The following is a 15,032-nucleotide window of genomic DNA, read 5'->3' as shown; positions in this document are numbered from 1 at the left end:
CTAATGTCCCAATCCCCACCCCCCAGCCAACCCGCCTACGTCCTGCACAGCCGCGCCTACCGCGAGACCAGCGCCCTGGTGGATTTCCTGACGCCCCAAGGCCGCCTGCGCGCTGTGTTGCGCAGCGCACGGGGCAAGGCGGGCACATTGGCGCGGCCTTTCGTGGCGCTGGACGTGGAGTTTCGCGGCAAGGGCGAATTGAAAAACGTCGGCCGCATGGAGAGCGTCGGCACTTCCGCTTGGCTCAATGGCGAGGCGCTGTTCAGCGGCTTGTACCTCAACGAACTGCTGATTCGCCTGCTGCCAGCCGAAGACCCGCACCCGGCCGTGTTCGATCACTACGCTGCCACCCTGCTGGCCCTGGCCGAAGGTCGCCCTTTGGAGCCGCTGCTGCGCGCTTTCGAATGGCGCTTGCTCGACGACCTGGGCTACGGCTTTGAACTGGCCAACGACCTGCACGGCGAGCCCATCGCCGCCGACGGCATGTATCGCCTGCAAGTCGACGCGGGCTTGGAGCGGGTGTACCTGCTACAACCCGGCCTGTTCCAGGGCACCGAGTTGCTGGCCATGAGCGAAGCCGACTGGACCGCCCCCGGTGCCTTGTCCGCCGCCAAGCGCCTGATGCGCCAGGCCCTGGCCGTGCACTTGGGCGGACGGCCGCTGGTCAGTCGCGAGTTGTTTCGAAAGCCCTGACAACCCCGTGTATGCTGTGCGGCGTTTCTTTCCCTTTTCAGGAGCGCTTCCGTGACCACCAGCAATCGCATTCTTCTTGGCGTCAACATCGACCACGTCGCCACCCTGCGCCAGGCCCGGGGCACCCGTTACCCCGACCCGGTCAAGGCCGCGCTGGACGCCGAAGAAGCGGGCGCCGACGGCATCACCGTGCACCTGCGCGAAGACCGCCGCCACATCCAGGAGCGCGATGTGCTGGTGCTCAAGGATGTGCTGCAAACCCGCATGAACTTCGAGATGGGTGTGACCGAAGAGATGATGCAGTTCGCCGAACGCATCCGCCCAGCGCACATCTGCCTGGTGCCCGAAACCCGCCAGGAACTGACCACCGAAGGCGGCCTCGACGTGGCCGGCCAAGAGGCGCGGATCAAGGCGGCTGTTGAGCGCCTGTCGAAGCTGGGCAGCGAAGTCTCGCTGTTCATCGACGCCGACGAGCGCCAGATCGAAGCCTCCCGCCGTGTCGGCGCGCCGGCCATCGAACTGCACACCGGCCGTTACGCCGATGCCACCACGCCCACCGAAGTGGCGGACGAGCTGCAACGCATCATTGATGGTGTGAGCTGCGGTCTCAAGGAAGGCCTGATCGTCAACGCCGGCCATGGCCTGCATTACCACAACGTCGAAGCGGTGGCGGCGATCAACGGCATCAACGAACTGAACATTGGCCATGCGCTGGTGGCTCATGCGCTGTTCGTCGGTTTCAAAGGCGCCGTGGCCGAGATGAAGGCGCTGATCCTGGCTGCCGCCAAGGCCTGACTCAACACAGTCTAAAAACCACTGAAGATCAAAAATGTGGGAGCGGGCTTGCCCGCGATTGCGGTGAACCAGTCAATGCTGCATTTGCTGACCCACCGCTATCGCAGGCAAGCCAGCTCCCACAGTTGATCTTTGGGGGGGCCGAAGCTGTGGTCGCCCGGCAAAACCCTTTGAATTCAGCCATGCGGCAATGCGAAGCCTTACTGTTTAGCCGATGCCGGTGTATCGTATCTGCCCTTTGCAGGCCCTGGCCTGCGGCAGATACGTGAGGTTGTTGTGTCCCGATCCTTTTCCCGTCGACAAATCCTGGGTGGTCTTGCAGGCCTTGCCGTCGTGGGCGTCGGTGCCGGTGGCGCCTACCGCTACTGGCTGGGGAAAGTCGCCGAGTCCGAGGCGGGCCACGATTACGAACTGATCGCCGCGCCTCTGGATGTGGAGCTGGTGCCTGGGCACAAGACCCAGGCTTGGGCGTTCGGCCCATCGGCGCCTGGCACCGAGTTGCGTGTGCGCCAGGGCGAATGGCTGCGGGTGCGTTTCATCAACCACCTGCCGGTTGCCACCACCATCCACTGGCACGGCATCCGCCTGCCGCTGGAAATGGACGGCGTGCCCTACGTCTCCCAATTGCCGGTATTGCCCGGTGAATACTTCGACTACAAGTTCCGCGTGCCCGACGCGGGCAGCTACTGGTATCACCCTCACGTGAACAGCAGCGAAGAACTCGGCCGTGGCCTGGTCGGCCCGCTGATCATCGAAGAACGCGAACCCACCGGTTTCAAGCACGAACGCACCCTGAGCCTGAAAAGCTGGCACGTGGACGAGGAGGGCGCCTTCGTCGCGTTCAGCGTGCCCCGTGAGGCAGCACGCGGCGGCACGGCCGGGCGCTTGTCGACCATCAATGGTGTGTCCCAGGCGGTCATCGACTTGCCGGCCGGGCAGATCACCCGCGTACGCCTGCTTAACCTCGACAACACCCTGACCTATCGCATCAACATTCCGGATGTCGAAGCGCAGATCTACGCGCTGGACGGCAACCCCATCGAGCCGCGCCCACTGGGCAAGGAATACTGGCTGGGCCCCGGCATGCGCATCTGCCTGGCGATCAAGGCGCCGGCGGCCGGCGAGGAACTGTCGATCCGCAACGGCCCGGTGCGCCTGGGCACCTTCCGGTCGGTGGCCAATGCCGATGCGCCTACCGAATGGCCACCCGCGTTGCCCGCCAACCCGATTGCCGAGCCCGACCTGGCCAATGCCGAGAAACTCAACTTCAATTTCGAATGGGTGGGCTCGGTGTCGGTCGATACCGACAACGGCAAGCCGCCCAGCCTGTGGCAAATCAACGGCAAGGCCTGGGACATCACCGACAAGACCTGCGCCGACCGCCCGATTGCCAAGCTGGAGAAGGGCAAGAGCTACATTTTCGAATTGAAGAACATGACCCAGTACCAACACCCGATCCACTTGCACGGCATGAGCTTCAAGGTGATCGCCTCAAACCGCCACACGGTGATCCCGTATTTCACCGACACCTACCTGCTGGGCAAGAACGAACGTGCCCGCGTGGCCTTGGTGGCGGATAACCCGGGGGTGTGGATGTTCCACTGCCACGTGATCGACCACATGGAAACCGGCCTGATGGCCGCCATCGAGGTGGCGTGATGCGCCAGTTTCGCCCCGCCGCCATCATCGACCGCAGCCGCGACCAGGACTTCATGCGCGAAGCCTTGGCCCTCGCCGCCCAAGGCGCCGCGCTGGGCGAAGTGCCCGTGGGTGCGGTGCTGGTGCAGGACGGTGAAATCATCGGCCGGGGCTTCAATTGCCCCATCAGCGGCAACGACCCCAGCGCCCATGCCGAGATGGTCGCCATCCGCGCCGCCGCGCAAGCCATCAGCAATTACCGGTTGGTGGGCAGCACGCTGTATGTGACGCTGGAGCCATGCAGCATGTGCGCCGGCCTGATCGTGCATTCGCGGATTGCGCGGGTGGTGTACGGCGCACTGGAGCCCAAGGCGGGGATCGTGCAGAGCCAGGGGCAGTTTTTTACCCAGGGCTTTCTCAACCATAAGGTGCTGTTTGAAGGTGGCGTACTGGCCGAGGAGTGCGGCACCGTACTCAGCGAATTCTTCAAGGCCCGCCGCGCCAAACCACAAGCCACCTGACACCGCATACCCCTGTGGGAGCTGGCTTGCCTGCGATGCAGACACCTCGGTAGGTCAGGCAAACCCAGGTGATGCCATCGCAGGCAAGCCAGCTCCCACCGTTGATCTCCATTTATTCAGATGGCGTGGGGTTATTTCTTGGCGATGATCACCGCCCGCATCGGCGCCGGCAGCCCTTCGATCGTCTTGCTGTGATCTTGCGGGTCCAGGAAGTCACTCAGTGACTGATACTTCATCCACTCCGTCCCGCGCTGTTCCTCGACCGTCGTCACGCTCACATCCACGCAACGCACATCACTGAAGCCCGCACGGCGCAGCCACAGCATCAGCGCCGGCACCGACGGCAGGAACCACACGTTGCGCATCTGCGCATAACGGTCTTCCGGCACCAGCACCTGCTGCTGATCACCTTCCACCACCAGGGTTTCCAGCACCAGTTCGCCGCCCTTGACCAAGGTGTCTTTCAGCGCGAGTAGATGTTCGATGGGCGAACGGCGGTGGTAGAACACGCCCATGGAAAACACGGTGTCGAAGCCTTCCAGATTGCTCGGCAGGTCCTCAAACGGGAACGGCAAATGCCAGGCCTTGGGTTCTGACAGGTAACGCTGAACCGCCTGGAACTGGCAGAAGAACAACCAGTTCGGATCAACGCCAATCACGCTGTCGGCACCGGCGCCGAGCATGCGCCACATGTAGTAGCCGTTGCCGCAGCCCACATCGAGGATGCGCTTGCCCTTGAGGTTCAAGTGCGGTGCCACCCGCGACCACTTCCAGTCCGAGCGCCATTCGGTGTCCACGTGCACGCCGAACAGGTTGAACGGGCCCTTGCGCCACGGGCTCAGGCCCATCAGCGCGGTGCGCATTTGTGCGCGGGTGTCGTCGTCGCAGTCGGTGTCGAGGGTCAGGCCACCCAGCAAATCTACGTCACTGGGCTGGATTTTCGGCAACGCATCCAGCGCACTCTGCCAGCGTTCCAGGTCGCCATGACCTTTCTCCATCTTGCTATCGAGTTGCGCTTGCAGGCCCTGGGCCCAGACGGCCAGGGGAGTGCCGACCAAATGGCGGGCAAGGGGGGACAGATCAATCATGGCAAGGCAATCAACGAGGCAAAGTTAAGACACTGGAACCACGGCACGACTTTCGAGAACCCGGCCGCCAGCAGGCGTTCGCGGTGTTCTTCGAGGCTGTCGGGCTTCATGACGTTTTCGATGGCGCTGCGCTTCTGGGCGATTTCCAGTTCGCTGTAGCCGTTGGCGCGTTTGAACGCGATATGCAGGTCGGTGAGCAAGGCGTGCTCTTCGGGGTCATTGAAGCGCAGCTTCTCCGACAGGATGAGCGCACCGCCCGGCAGCAATGACTGACGAATGCGCGACAGCAACGCCAGGCGCTCATCGGGCGCGATGAATTGCAGGGTGAAGTTCAGCGCCACCACCGAGGCCGGCTGGAACTGCAGCGCAAGGATATCGCCCTCGATCACCTCAACCGGCAACAGCTCCTGGAACATCGAGTCCTGGCCATTGAGGTATTCGCGGCAACGCTCGACCATCGCCGCCGAGTTATCCACTGCGATCACCCGGCAACCGTCGGTGCGCACATGGCGGCGCAAGGCTTGGGTCACCGCGCCCAGGGACGACCCCAGGTCGTAGAGCACGCTGTTGGGTTGGGCGAATTGGGCGGCGAGCACCCCGAGGTTTTCGACGATGGTCGGATAACCCGGCACCGAGCGCTTGATCATGTCCGGGAACACCCGCACCACGTCCTCGTTAAAGGCGAAGTCCGGCACCTGGGTCAGGGGCTGGGCGAATAGGCGATCGGGTTCTTTGCTCACGGTTGTTCCGGCATTGATGGGGAAAGGCCGGCATTTTAGCCAACTTGGCCCTCGTGTGCGCGGGTTGTCTGATGGAACGCCGATGCAGTGATACCCCACTGCCCCAGCCAATAGGTGGTGATCAGCAAATAGGGCGCAGCCTCGAATGCCACCACAAACCGGTTGATCCCAATCAGCGTGTCGGAAAACACAAACGACGCCGCGCCCGCTGCCGCCAAGGCCGCCGAGCGCTTTGGCACGCCGCTGCCCAGGCGCGCCAGCGCACGCCAGAGCATGGCGGTGATCACGGTGGCGTAAACCACCACCGGTATCAGCAAATCGCCCAGGCCGTGGGAAACCAGGATGCTCAACAGCACTGCACCCACGGCCAGGGCCAACACCAACGGCAGCAGCGCCAGGCGGCGGCAGTCACTGAAATAAGCCTTGAGGTACGCCAAGTGGGCGAACAGAAAGGCGCCCAGGCCAAAGATAAACAGGTCGCCCGGCCAGGCGAGTAACACATCGCCCACCAGGGAAAAAATCAGCCCCAGGCTGATCCAGCGTCGATAGTCAGTGGGCGGTGCGTCGTGCAGCCAACCGAGCAGCGCCAATACTGGCAGCGGTTTGACCAGCAAGCACAGCAAGGTCGCATGGGTGGTCAGGCCGTAGATAAAAGTACCGGCGCCCATCAACGCAAGAATCAGCCAAGGCATATCAGTTCACCGTGATGGCGCAGTCGAAGGATTCGGCAGGTTCGGCTTCCGGCTCCCAAGGTTGTTGGGAGGTCAGGCGCAAACGGCCCTGGCCGGTCGCAAACGCCTGGAAGCGCCAGGTGGACTGGCCGCCACCGCCGACGACGCCGGACTCCGAGCTGCTGTAGACCTCGGGGCTCAAGGCGCGCAGTACGCCCCCGGCGGAATCCTGGATGGCCCAGCGGTAGCCGGTGGTGGGGTTGCTGGGCAGGGTGAGGATCAGGTTTTGCCCGTTTTTGAGCTGGAGCGGGCAGGCGCTCTGGTCTTCCACGGTGACGTTCTGTTTCGGCGCACTGGCGCACGCAGCCAGCAGGGCAAGGCTCAGGGGGAGAAGCAGGCGGGCAGCGGTCATGGGGGCTCCGTTCATTCACGACGAACGGCGAGCATAACCGAAGATGAGACAAGGTGTGACAAGAGGGAGATTTGTGTTGAATGGGCTGGCGCTTTCGCGAGCAAGCCCGCTCCCACATTCGACCGTATTCCAAAGATGGACGCGGTCAACTGTGGGAGCGGGCTTGCTCGCGAAGAGGCCAGATCAGGCACTAGAGCGTTATCAGAACAGCACCTTCGCCACATCCGCAAAGCGCTTGGCAAAATGCACCGTCATGCCTTCCTTCAAGTACTCCGGCAACTCTTCAAAACTGCCACGGTTCGGCTCCGGCAAGATCAGCTCATGAATCTTCTGGCGCCGCGCCGCAATCACCTTCTCACGTACCCCGCCAATCGGCAGTACATGCCCGGTCAACGTCAGCTCACCGGTCATGGCCACGCCTTTCTTCGGCGGCTGGTTACGTGCCAGCGACAGCAACGCACTGGCCATGGTCACGCCCGCGCTTGGGCCGTCTTTAGGCGTGGCACCTTCCGGCACGTGCAGGTGCACAAAGGCTTCGTCGAAGAACTTCGGATCACCGCCGAACGACTTCAGGTTCGAGCTGATGTAGCTGTAGGCAATTTCGGCGGACTCCTTCATCACTTCACCCAATTGTCCGGTGAGCTTGAAGCCCCGGTTGAGCGTGTGAATGCGCGTGGCCTCGATCGGCAGGGTGGCGCCGCCCATGCTGGTCCAGGCCAGCCCGGTGATGACGCCGGTGCCAGACAAGACCTGCTCGTTGCGGAACACCGGCATGCCCAGTGAGCTTTCCAGGTCCTTGTTGCCGATCTTGATCACCGAGTCCGGCTCATCCAGCAGTTTGACCACCGCCTTGCGCACCAGCTTGCCCAGCTGTTTCTCCAGCTGTCGCACCCCGGCTTCCCGCGCATAGCCGTCGATCAATGCACGCAGGGCGCCGTCGCTGATGGTCAGGCTGTTTTTCGCCACACCGGCTTTTTCCAGCTGCTTTGGCCACAGGTGGCGCTTGGCGATGGCGACTTTTTCTTCGGTGATATAGCCCGACAGGCGAATCACTTCCATACGGTCCAGCAACGGCCCGGGAATGGAGTCCAGGGTGTTGGCGGTGCACACGAACAGCACCTTGGACAGGTCCAGGCGCAGGTCCAGGTAGTGGTCGAGGAATTCGACGTTCTGCTCCGGGTCCAGGGTTTCCAGGAGCGCCGACGCCGGGTCGCCCTGGAAGCTCTGGCCCATCTTGTCGATCTCGTCGAGCATGATCACCGGGTTCATCACCTCCACATCTTTCAGCGCCTGCACCAGCTTGCCCGGCAGGGCGCCGATGTAGGTGCGGCGATGGCCCTTGATCTCGGCCTCGTCGCGCATGCCGCCGACACTGAAGCGATAGAACGGCCGCCCCAGGGACTCGGCGATGGATTTGCCGACGCTGGTCTTGCCCACACCGGGCGGGCCGACCAGCAGCACGATGGAACCGGCGACCTCACCTTTGTAGGCACCCACCGCCAGGAATTCGAGGATGCGGCTCTTGATGTCGTCCAGGCCCGCGTGGTGTTTATCCAGCACCTTGCGCGCGTGTTTCAGGTCGAGCTTGTCCTCGCCATACACGCCCCACGGCACCGAGGTGGCCCAGTCCAGGTAGTTGCGCGTCACGGCGTATTCCGGCGAGCCCGTTTCCAGGATCGACAGCTTGTTCATCTCTTCGCTGATGCGCTTTTGCGCCTGGGTCGGCAGCACTTTGCCCACCAGGCGCTGCTCGAACTGCTCGACGTCCGCGCTGCGGTCGTCCTTGGTCAGGCCCAGTTCCTGCTGGATCACCTTGAGCTGTTCCTTGAGGAAGAACTCGCGCTGGTGCTCGCCGATCTTGCGGTTCACCTCGGCGGAGATTTCCTTTTGCAGGCGCGCAACCTCGACTTCCTTGCGCAGCATCGGCAGCACTTTTTCCATGCGCTTGAGCATGGGCACGCAGTCCAGCACTTCCTGCAACTCGTTACCGGTGGCCGAGGTCAGCGCGGCGGCGAAGTCGGTGAGTGGCGACGGGTCGTTGGGGCTGAAGCGGTTGAGGTAGTTCTTCAACTCTTCGCTGTACAGCGGGTTGAGGGGCAGCAGTTCCTTGATCGCATTGATCAGCGCCATGCCGTAGGCCTTGACCTCATCGGTCGGCTCGGAGGGCTGGTGCGGGTATTCGACTTCCACCAGGTACGGCGGGCGGTGGTGCTTGAGCCAGGTCTTGATGCGCACCCGGGTCAGGCCCTGGGCGACGAATTGCAGCTTGCCGTTCTCGCGGCTGGCGTGATGCACCTTCACCAGCGTGCCGTACAGCGGCAGGGCGGAGGTGTCGAAATGGCGCGGGTCTTCTGGCGGCGTCTCCATGAAGAACAGGGCCAGGGAGTGGTGGTCGGACTTGCTCACCAGCTCCAGGGTTTCGGCCCAGGGTTCTTCATTGACGATCACCGGCAGCACTTGGGCCGGGAAGAACGGGCGATTGTGGATCGGGATGATGTAGACCTTGTCGGGCAGGTTCTGCCCAGGCAGCGCCAGGCCGGTGTTCGACGAAGGGGTTTCAGCGTTTTCGGGGTCGGCGTAGTCGTTCAGGTCGTAATCAGGTAAGGCTTGCTGGTCGCTCATGGGGCACCTGCATAAGGAAGTATGGAGGTTAGATGGGGCGGCGCAGCGGTGGTTTCAATGGCGTTGAGCAGTTAGCAACAAATTGCATGATATTGACTGTAGGAGCGTTGAGTCAGCTGATTTTGTGCAGGTAGCTAGGCAGCGGCTGTTCGGGCAATACCGACAACACCTTCAACCGCTGCAACATCCGCTGCCTGGCCCGCTGCAAATGCTCGCGCAGGTTCAACGCTGCCGCATCAAACGCCCCATGCAGCAGCAACTCCAGAATCAAGCGATGTTCGGCCAACATGGCCGGGTCGGCACCGATTCCCAGCAAACGGTAGAAAATCCGGCTGATGATCATCGGGCTCTGGCCCTGGCGGATCAGCGCGGCAATCTTGCGGTTTTGCAAGCCGGCCAGGCAGCGTTGGTGCAGGTCTTCTTCGATCTGCTCGATGGCTTCCAGGCTGCAGTGGGGGTTGTCCTGGGCATCCCGCACGCGTTGCAACATGGCTTCGAGCAACTCGCGGTCCAGGTTGGGCGCGCTCTGGCGCAACGCTTCGGGTTCCAGGCAGGCGCGCAGTTCGTAGTCTTCGGTGACTTCCCGTGCGGTCAACGGCCCGGCCAGCCATTGGGAGTAGGGCTCTTTTTCCACCAGGCCACGGTCGCGCAAGCGCATCAACGCCTCACGCACCACCGCGCGGCTGACCCCGTAGTGGTCGGCGGCGGCTTGTTCATCCAGGCGGTAATGGCCGAAAGCGATGCAGGTGGACAGCGCCGCGCCGATCTCCTCGACGATGCGCTCGCCCAGCGGCCGAGTGTCCACCAAGTCCTGCTCGCCATCCAGGCCCAGGTGGGCATGGCTCAATGGCAGGCGCAGCGGCTCCATCGCCAAGCCTTCTGGGTTGATCAGGTAACCCCGGCCATTGAAGCGGCAGATCAGGCCTTCGTCATGCAGCAAATCCAGGGCCCTGCGCACCGGCACGCGGCTGGTGCCGAACAGCTCGGCCAGCGGCGCTTCGAGCAACACCAGGCCGTGGCGGGCAGTGCCATTGACGATCGCATCACGCAGAACCTGGTGAATCATCGCGTAACGGGAGGCCGAGGTGGACACTGCTTTCATCGGTTTCTCTGAGGCATGTAGGACGGTGGCCGGGGATTCTCTCATAAGTCGTGCCTGTCACTCTGCGCCACGTCAGTGGCACTTATTTGGGGCCTTGCCGATGGGGATGTTACTTTTTTGCACCAAAATGTACTTATTAATAAAAGATACATTATTTCATTGAAGTCGCTTTGCGATGCCCCGGCAAGATTTTTTTGCCTGGCTTGAAACCATCTATCCCGTAGCTCAAGGCCCAAAACCTGAGCAGCGCAAAATCTGTTTGGCAGAGACTGGCACGAAAGCTGCCTTTGTAAAATGTACATTTTATTAATATGTACGTTTTGTGAGGGTCATCTTGATGTCAGACGCCACTTCCATGGCCGAGGCTTTTGCCAGCGGTCGCAGCGACCCGGTGCAGGCCCTCGAACAGGCGCTCGATCAAGCGAGTCGCTGCCCAGGCGTGTTTATTTCCCTGACCGCCGAGCGCGCCCGCCGTGAAGCCGAAGCCGCCGCCGCCCGCTGGCGAGCCGGACAACCATTGAGTGTGTTCGACGGTGTGCCGCTGGCCTGGAAGGATTTGTTCGACATGGCCGGCAGCATCACCACGGCCGGCGCCGCCTACCGTCGCCATGCGCCCCAGGCTTTGCTGGATGCGCCCACGGTGGGCCTGTTGTGCCGCGCCGGGATGGTCAGCGTGGGCAAGACCAACCTCAGCGAACTGGCGTATTCCGGCCTGGGCCTGAACCCGCATTTCGGCACGCCGCACAATCCCCACGGGAGCGACCAACCGCGTATTCCCGGTGGCTCTTCCTCCGGGTCGGCCGTTGCCGTGGCCGCCGGGATCGTGCCCATCGCCATGGGCACCGACACGGCAGGCTCAATCCGCATTCCCGCCGCGCTCAATGGCCTGGTGGGGTACCGCAGCAGCAGTCGACGCTACAGCCGCGACGGTGTGTTTCCCCTGGCCCACACCCTCGACAGCCTCGGCCCGCTGACCCGCAGCGTGCGCGATGCCTTGGCCATCGATGACCTGCTTCACGGCCGTGCCCACACCCACAGCGCGCGCAGCCTCAAGGGCCAGCGTTTTGTGCTTGAACAAGGCGCCCTGGAAGACATCGAGCCGGCCGTGCGCAACAACCTGCTGCGCGCGGTTGACCGATTGCGAGCCCACGGCGCCCTGGTAGAGGTGCGCCCATCGGCCACGTTCCAGGCCACCCTGGCGCTGATCAAAAGCCAGGGTTGGCTCGGCTCCTTCGAAGCCTTCGCCCTGCATGAAGCCTTGCTCGACAGCGCCGACGCCGAACAGCTCGACCCTCGCGTGCGCCGTCGCCTCGAAGCCGCGCGTGCGTTGCCCGCCAGCCAACTGCTGCACCTGATGGACGCACGCCAGCGCCTGCAGCAACAACTGGTCGATGACCTCGACGGCGCCGTGCTCATCACCCCGACCGTCGCCCACGTGGCGCCGCCGCTGGCACCGCTGGAAGCCGACGATGACCTCTTCGTCACCACCAACCTCGCCACCCTGCGCCTGACCATGCCGGGCAGTTTGCTCGACATGCCCGGCGTGACCTTGCCCAGCGGCCGCGATGCCGGGGGCCTGCCCACCGGGCTGCTGCTCAGTGCCCCGACGGGGGAGGACGCTCGCCTGTTGCGCGCCGCGTTGTCCGTCGAATCCGTACTCAACGTTTAAGGAGACACACCATGGCTAAAGACATTCTCTGTGCATTCGGCGTCGACGTTGACGCCGTCGCCGGCTGGCTCGGTTCCTACGGCGGCGAAGACTCGCCGGACGACATCTCCCGCGGCCTGTTCGCCGGTGAAGTCGGCGCGCCGCGCCTGCTCAAATTGTTCGAGCGCTACGGCCTGCGCACCACCTGGTTTATTCCTGGCCACTCGATGGAAACCTTCCCCGAGCAGATGAAAGCCGTGGCCGACGCCGGCCACGAAATCGGCGTGCACGGCTACAGCCACGAAAACCCCATCGCCATGACGGCCGAGCAGGAAGAAATCGTCCTGGATAAATCCATCGAGCTGATCACCCAGGTCACTGGCAAACGCCCCACTGGTTACGTCGCGCCATGGTGGGAGTTCAGCAAGGTCACCAACGAGCTGCTGCTGAAAAAAGGCATCAAGTACGACCACAGCCTGATGCACAACGACTTTCATCCCTACTACGTGCGCAAGGGCGACAGCTGGACCAAGATCGACTACAGCCAACACCCCGACACCTGGATGAAACCCCTGGTGCGCGGCGAAGAAACCGACCTGGTGGAGATCCCGGCCAACTGGTACCTCGACGACCTGCCGCCGATGATGTTCATCAAGAAAGCCCCCAACAGCCACGGCTTCGTCAACCCGCGCCACCTCGAAGAAATGTGGCGCGACCAGTTCGACTGGGTCTACCGCGAACACGAACACGCGGTGTTCACCATGACCATTCACCCGGACGTGTCCGGCCGCCCGCAAGTGCTGCTGATGCTTGAGCGTCTGATCGAGCATATCCAGAGCCATGCCGGCGTGCGCTTCGTCACCTTCGACGAAATCGCCGACGACTTTATCCGCCGCCAACCCCGTACCTGACCCCCATGCTTCCACCCCTGAGGCGCAACCCATGTCCATCTACAACAAGCTTGACCTGACCGGCTGGAAACCCCGGCAACTGACGTCCCAGGAAGTGCGCTTCGCCACCTGGATCGCGTTCTTCGCCTGGGTGTTTGCGGTGTATGACTTCATCCTGTTTGGCACCCTGCTGCCGGAGATCGGCCGGCACTTTGGCTGGGGTGAAGTAGAGCAGGCTGAAATTGCAACCTGGGTCGCCGTGGGCACGGCGGTGGTCGCCTTTGCCATTGGCCCGGTCGTCGACAAGCTGGGTCGGCGCAAAGGCATCATCTTCACCGTGGCCGGTTCTGCGCTGTGCTCGGCGTTGACCGCAATCGGCGGCGCGTGGGGCAAATCACCGCTGATTCTGATCCGTTCGTTGGGTGGCCTGGGTTATGCCGAGGAAACCGTCAACGCCACGTATCTGAGTGAGCTGTACGGCGCCTCGGAAGACCCGCGCCTGACCAAGCGCCGTGGCTTCATCTACAGCCTGGTGCAGGGCGGCTGGCCGGTGGGCGCGTTGATCGCTGCCGGCTTGACTGCGCTGTTGCTGCCGATCATCGGTTGGCAAGGCTGCTTCATCTTCGCCGCGATCCCAGCCATCGTGATTGCGATCATGGCGCGCAAGCTCAAGGAGAGCCCGCAGTTCCAGATCCACCAGCGCATCAGCGAGCTGCGTAAAAGCGGCGCGGTGAAAGAAGCGCAAAACGTCGCCGTGACCTACGGCGTCGACTACGACGAACACAGCAAGGCCGGCCTCAAGGCGGCGTTCCGTGGCCCGGCCCGTCGCGCCACGTTGGTGATCGGCGCAGCGCTGCTGCTCAACTGGGCAGCGATCCAGGTGTTCAGCGTGTTGGGCACGTCGGTGATCGTCAGCGTGCACCACATCTCGTTCGAGAACTCGCTGATCATCCTTGTGCTGTCCAACCTGGTCGGGTACTGCGGTTACCTCAGCCACGGCTGGATGGGCGACAAGATCGGCCGTCGCAACGTGATCGGCCTGGGCTGGATGCTCGGCGGGCTGTCGTTCGCCGGCATGCTGTTCGGCCCGAGCAACATGGCGATGGTGGTCGGGCTGTACAGCCTGGGCCTGTTCTTCCTGATCGGCCCGTACTCGGCGGCGTTGTTCTTCATCAGTGAAAGTTTCCCCACCAGCATCCGCGCCACCGGGGGCGCGATCATCCATGCCATGGGCCCGATCGGCGCAGTGGTCGCAGGCTTTGGCGCCACCCAGGTGCTGTCGGCCGGCAGCGACTGGCAGACCGCCGCGCTGTGGTTCGGTGCACTGCCGTGCTTCTTGTCCGGCGCCTTGATGTTTGCCGCCCGCCATGTGCGTCCGGAAACCGTTCAGTAAGGAGTGAATGATGAGCCGTAAAGTTGCCTTGATTACCGGCGCCGCCAGCGGCATCGGCCAAGCCCTCGCCGTGGCCTATGCGCAAAAGGGCGTGGCGGTGGTCGGCGGGTATTACCCGGCCGATCCTCACGACCCGCACACCACCGTGGGCTTGGTGGAAGGGGCGGGCGGCGAGTGCCTCATGCTGCCCCTGGACGTGGGCGACAGCGCCTCGGTGAATGCGCTGGCCGAGCAGGCCGTGCAGCACTTTGGCCGGCTGGATTACGCGGTGGCCAACGCCGGCCTGTTGCGCCGCGCACCGTTGCTGGAGATGACCGATGCGCTTTGGGACGAGATGCTCAATGTCGACCTGACGGGGGTGATGCGCACCTTCCGCGCGGCGACACGGCATATGCGTGAAGGCGGCGCGCTGGTGGCGATCTCGTCGATTGCCGGTGGCGTGTATGGCTGGCAGGAGCACAGCCACTACGCGGCGGCCAAAGCCGGTGTGCCGGGGTTGTGTCGTTCGCTGGCGGTGGAACTGGCGCCGCTGGGGATCCGTTGCAATGCGGTGATCCCCGGGTTGATCGAGACGCCGCAGTCGCTGGATGCGAAGAACTCACTGGGACCGGAAGGCTTGGCCAAGGCGGCGCGAGCCATTCCGCTGGGCCGTGTCGGGCGGGCGGATGAGGTGGCCTCGCTGGTGCAGTTCTTGACCAGTGAAGCGTCGAGCTACCTCACGGGCCAAAGCATCATCATCGACGGCGGCCTTACCGTGCGCTGGCCGGACTAACGGATGTACATAGATCCAAATGTGGGAGCTGGCTTGCCTGCGATGGC

The 15,032-nt window shown here is 63.2% G+C and carries 14 protein-coding genes; 8 read left to right on the top strand and 6 right to left on the bottom strand.

The annotated features are described in order from the left end of the window. Nucleotides 1-3 precede the first annotated feature (3 nt). The 4 genes from recO to tadA all read left to right on the top strand — a co-directional run bounded on the left by recO (nt 4) and on the right by tadA (nt 3,647). Entirely contained in the window at nt 4-693 is a 690-nt protein-coding gene (recO, locus tag M2394_RS05905) for a DNA repair protein RecO (RefSeq protein ID WP_176994929.1), read from the top strand. Between the two features lie 51 nt (nt 694-744). Next, nucleotides 745-1,488, top strand: a complete 744-nt coding sequence (gene pdxJ, locus M2394_RS05900; protein WP_178922932.1) for a pyridoxine 5'-phosphate synthase — start codon at nt 745-747, stop codon at nt 1,486-1,488. Nucleotides 1,489-1,764: 276 nt separating this feature from the next. Beyond that, nucleotides 1,765-3,147 carry a multicopper oxidase family protein gene (locus M2394_RS05895; protein ID WP_178922934.1) on the top strand — a complete coding sequence of 461 codons (1,383 nt, stop codon included), beginning with the start codon at nt 1,765-1,767 and terminating at the stop codon, nt 3,145-3,147. After that, nucleotides 3,147-3,647: a tRNA adenosine(34) deaminase TadA gene (tadA, locus tag M2394_RS05890; RefSeq protein WP_178922937.1), complete on the top strand. Its 501-nt coding sequence runs from the start codon at nt 3,147-3,149 to the stop codon at nt 3,645-3,647. The genes M2394_RS05895 and tadA overlap by 1 nt, the downstream gene beginning before the upstream one ends. 131 nt (nt 3,648-3,778) lie before the next feature. Here tadA and cmoB read toward each other — a convergent pair whose 3' ends face one another. The 6 genes from cmoB to M2394_RS05860 all read right to left on the bottom strand — a co-directional run bounded on the left by cmoB (nt 3,779) and on the right by M2394_RS05860 (nt 10,282). Then, nucleotides 3,779-4,735, bottom strand: a complete 957-nt coding sequence (cmoB, locus tag M2394_RS05885) for a tRNA 5-methoxyuridine(34)/uridine 5-oxyacetic acid(34) synthase CmoB (RefSeq protein WP_178922939.1) — start codon at nt 4,733-4,735, stop codon at nt 3,779-3,781. After that, nucleotides 4,732-5,475, bottom strand: a complete 744-nt coding sequence (gene cmoA, locus M2394_RS05880; protein WP_178922941.1) for a carboxy-S-adenosyl-L-methionine synthase CmoA — start codon at nt 5,473-5,475, stop codon at nt 4,732-4,734. Before cmoA ends, cmoB begins: the two co-directional genes overlap by 4 nt. Before the next feature lie 35 nt (nt 5,476-5,510). Beyond that, nucleotides 5,511-6,167: a lysoplasmalogenase gene (locus M2394_RS05875; protein WP_178922943.1), complete on the bottom strand. Its 657-nt coding sequence runs from the start codon at nt 6,165-6,167 to the stop codon at nt 5,511-5,513. 1 nt (nt 6,168) lies between these two features. Then, on the bottom strand, nt 6,169-6,558 hold the full coding sequence (locus tag M2394_RS05870; RefSeq protein WP_178922945.1) for a protease inhibitor I42 family protein: 390 nt from the start codon (nt 6,556-6,558) through the stop codon (nt 6,169-6,171). A 201-nt stretch (nt 6,559-6,759) separates the two neighbouring features. Continuing rightward, the gene (lon, locus tag M2394_RS05865; RefSeq protein WP_259171882.1) at nt 6,760-9,180 is read right to left on the bottom strand and encodes an endopeptidase La; all 2,421 of its coding nucleotides are present in this window, start codon (nt 9,178-9,180) and stop codon (nt 6,760-6,762) included. A 112-nt stretch (nt 9,181-9,292) separates the two neighbouring features. After that, the gene (locus M2394_RS05860; protein ID WP_259171881.1) at nt 9,293-10,282 is read right to left on the bottom strand and encodes a GntR family transcriptional regulator; all 990 of its coding nucleotides are present in this window, start codon (nt 10,280-10,282) and stop codon (nt 9,293-9,295) included. 337 nt (nt 10,283-10,619) lie between these two features. On the opposite strand from M2394_RS05860, the gene M2394_RS05855 reads away from it, so the two are divergent. The 4 genes from M2394_RS05855 to M2394_RS05840 are packed head-to-tail and all read left to right on the top strand — an operon-like array spanning nt 10,620 to nt 14,985. Continuing rightward, nucleotides 10,620-11,951, top strand: coding sequence for an amidase (locus M2394_RS05855; RefSeq protein ID WP_259171880.1), 1,332 nt, complete (start codon nt 10,620-10,622; stop codon nt 11,949-11,951). A gap of 11 nt (nt 11,952-11,962) precedes the next feature. Further along, nucleotides 11,963-12,841: a polysaccharide deacetylase gene (locus M2394_RS05850; RefSeq protein ID WP_010212857.1), complete on the top strand. Its 879-nt coding sequence runs from the start codon at nt 11,963-11,965 to the stop codon at nt 12,839-12,841. Nucleotides 12,842-12,872: 31 nt separating this feature from the next. Beyond that, nucleotides 12,873-14,213 (top strand): MFS transporter, encoded by a 1,341-nt coding sequence (locus tag M2394_RS05845; RefSeq protein WP_178922953.1) that lies wholly within the window; start codon nt 12,873-12,875, stop codon nt 14,211-14,213. 10 nt (nt 14,214-14,223) lie between these two features. Further along, nucleotides 14,224-14,985, top strand: a complete 762-nt coding sequence (locus M2394_RS05840) for an SDR family NAD(P)-dependent oxidoreductase (protein WP_178922955.1) — start codon at nt 14,224-14,226, stop codon at nt 14,983-14,985. Nucleotides 14,986-15,032: the final 47 nt, after the last annotated feature.

It is taken from the genome of Pseudomonas sp. BIGb0164 (assembly GCF_024810135.1).
GTDB lineage: Bacteria > Pseudomonadota > Gammaproteobacteria > Pseudomonadales > Pseudomonadaceae > Aquipseudomonas.
Note: the sequence above shows the minus strand (reverse complement) of the source record. Positions and strands in the feature narration are given on the sequence as shown.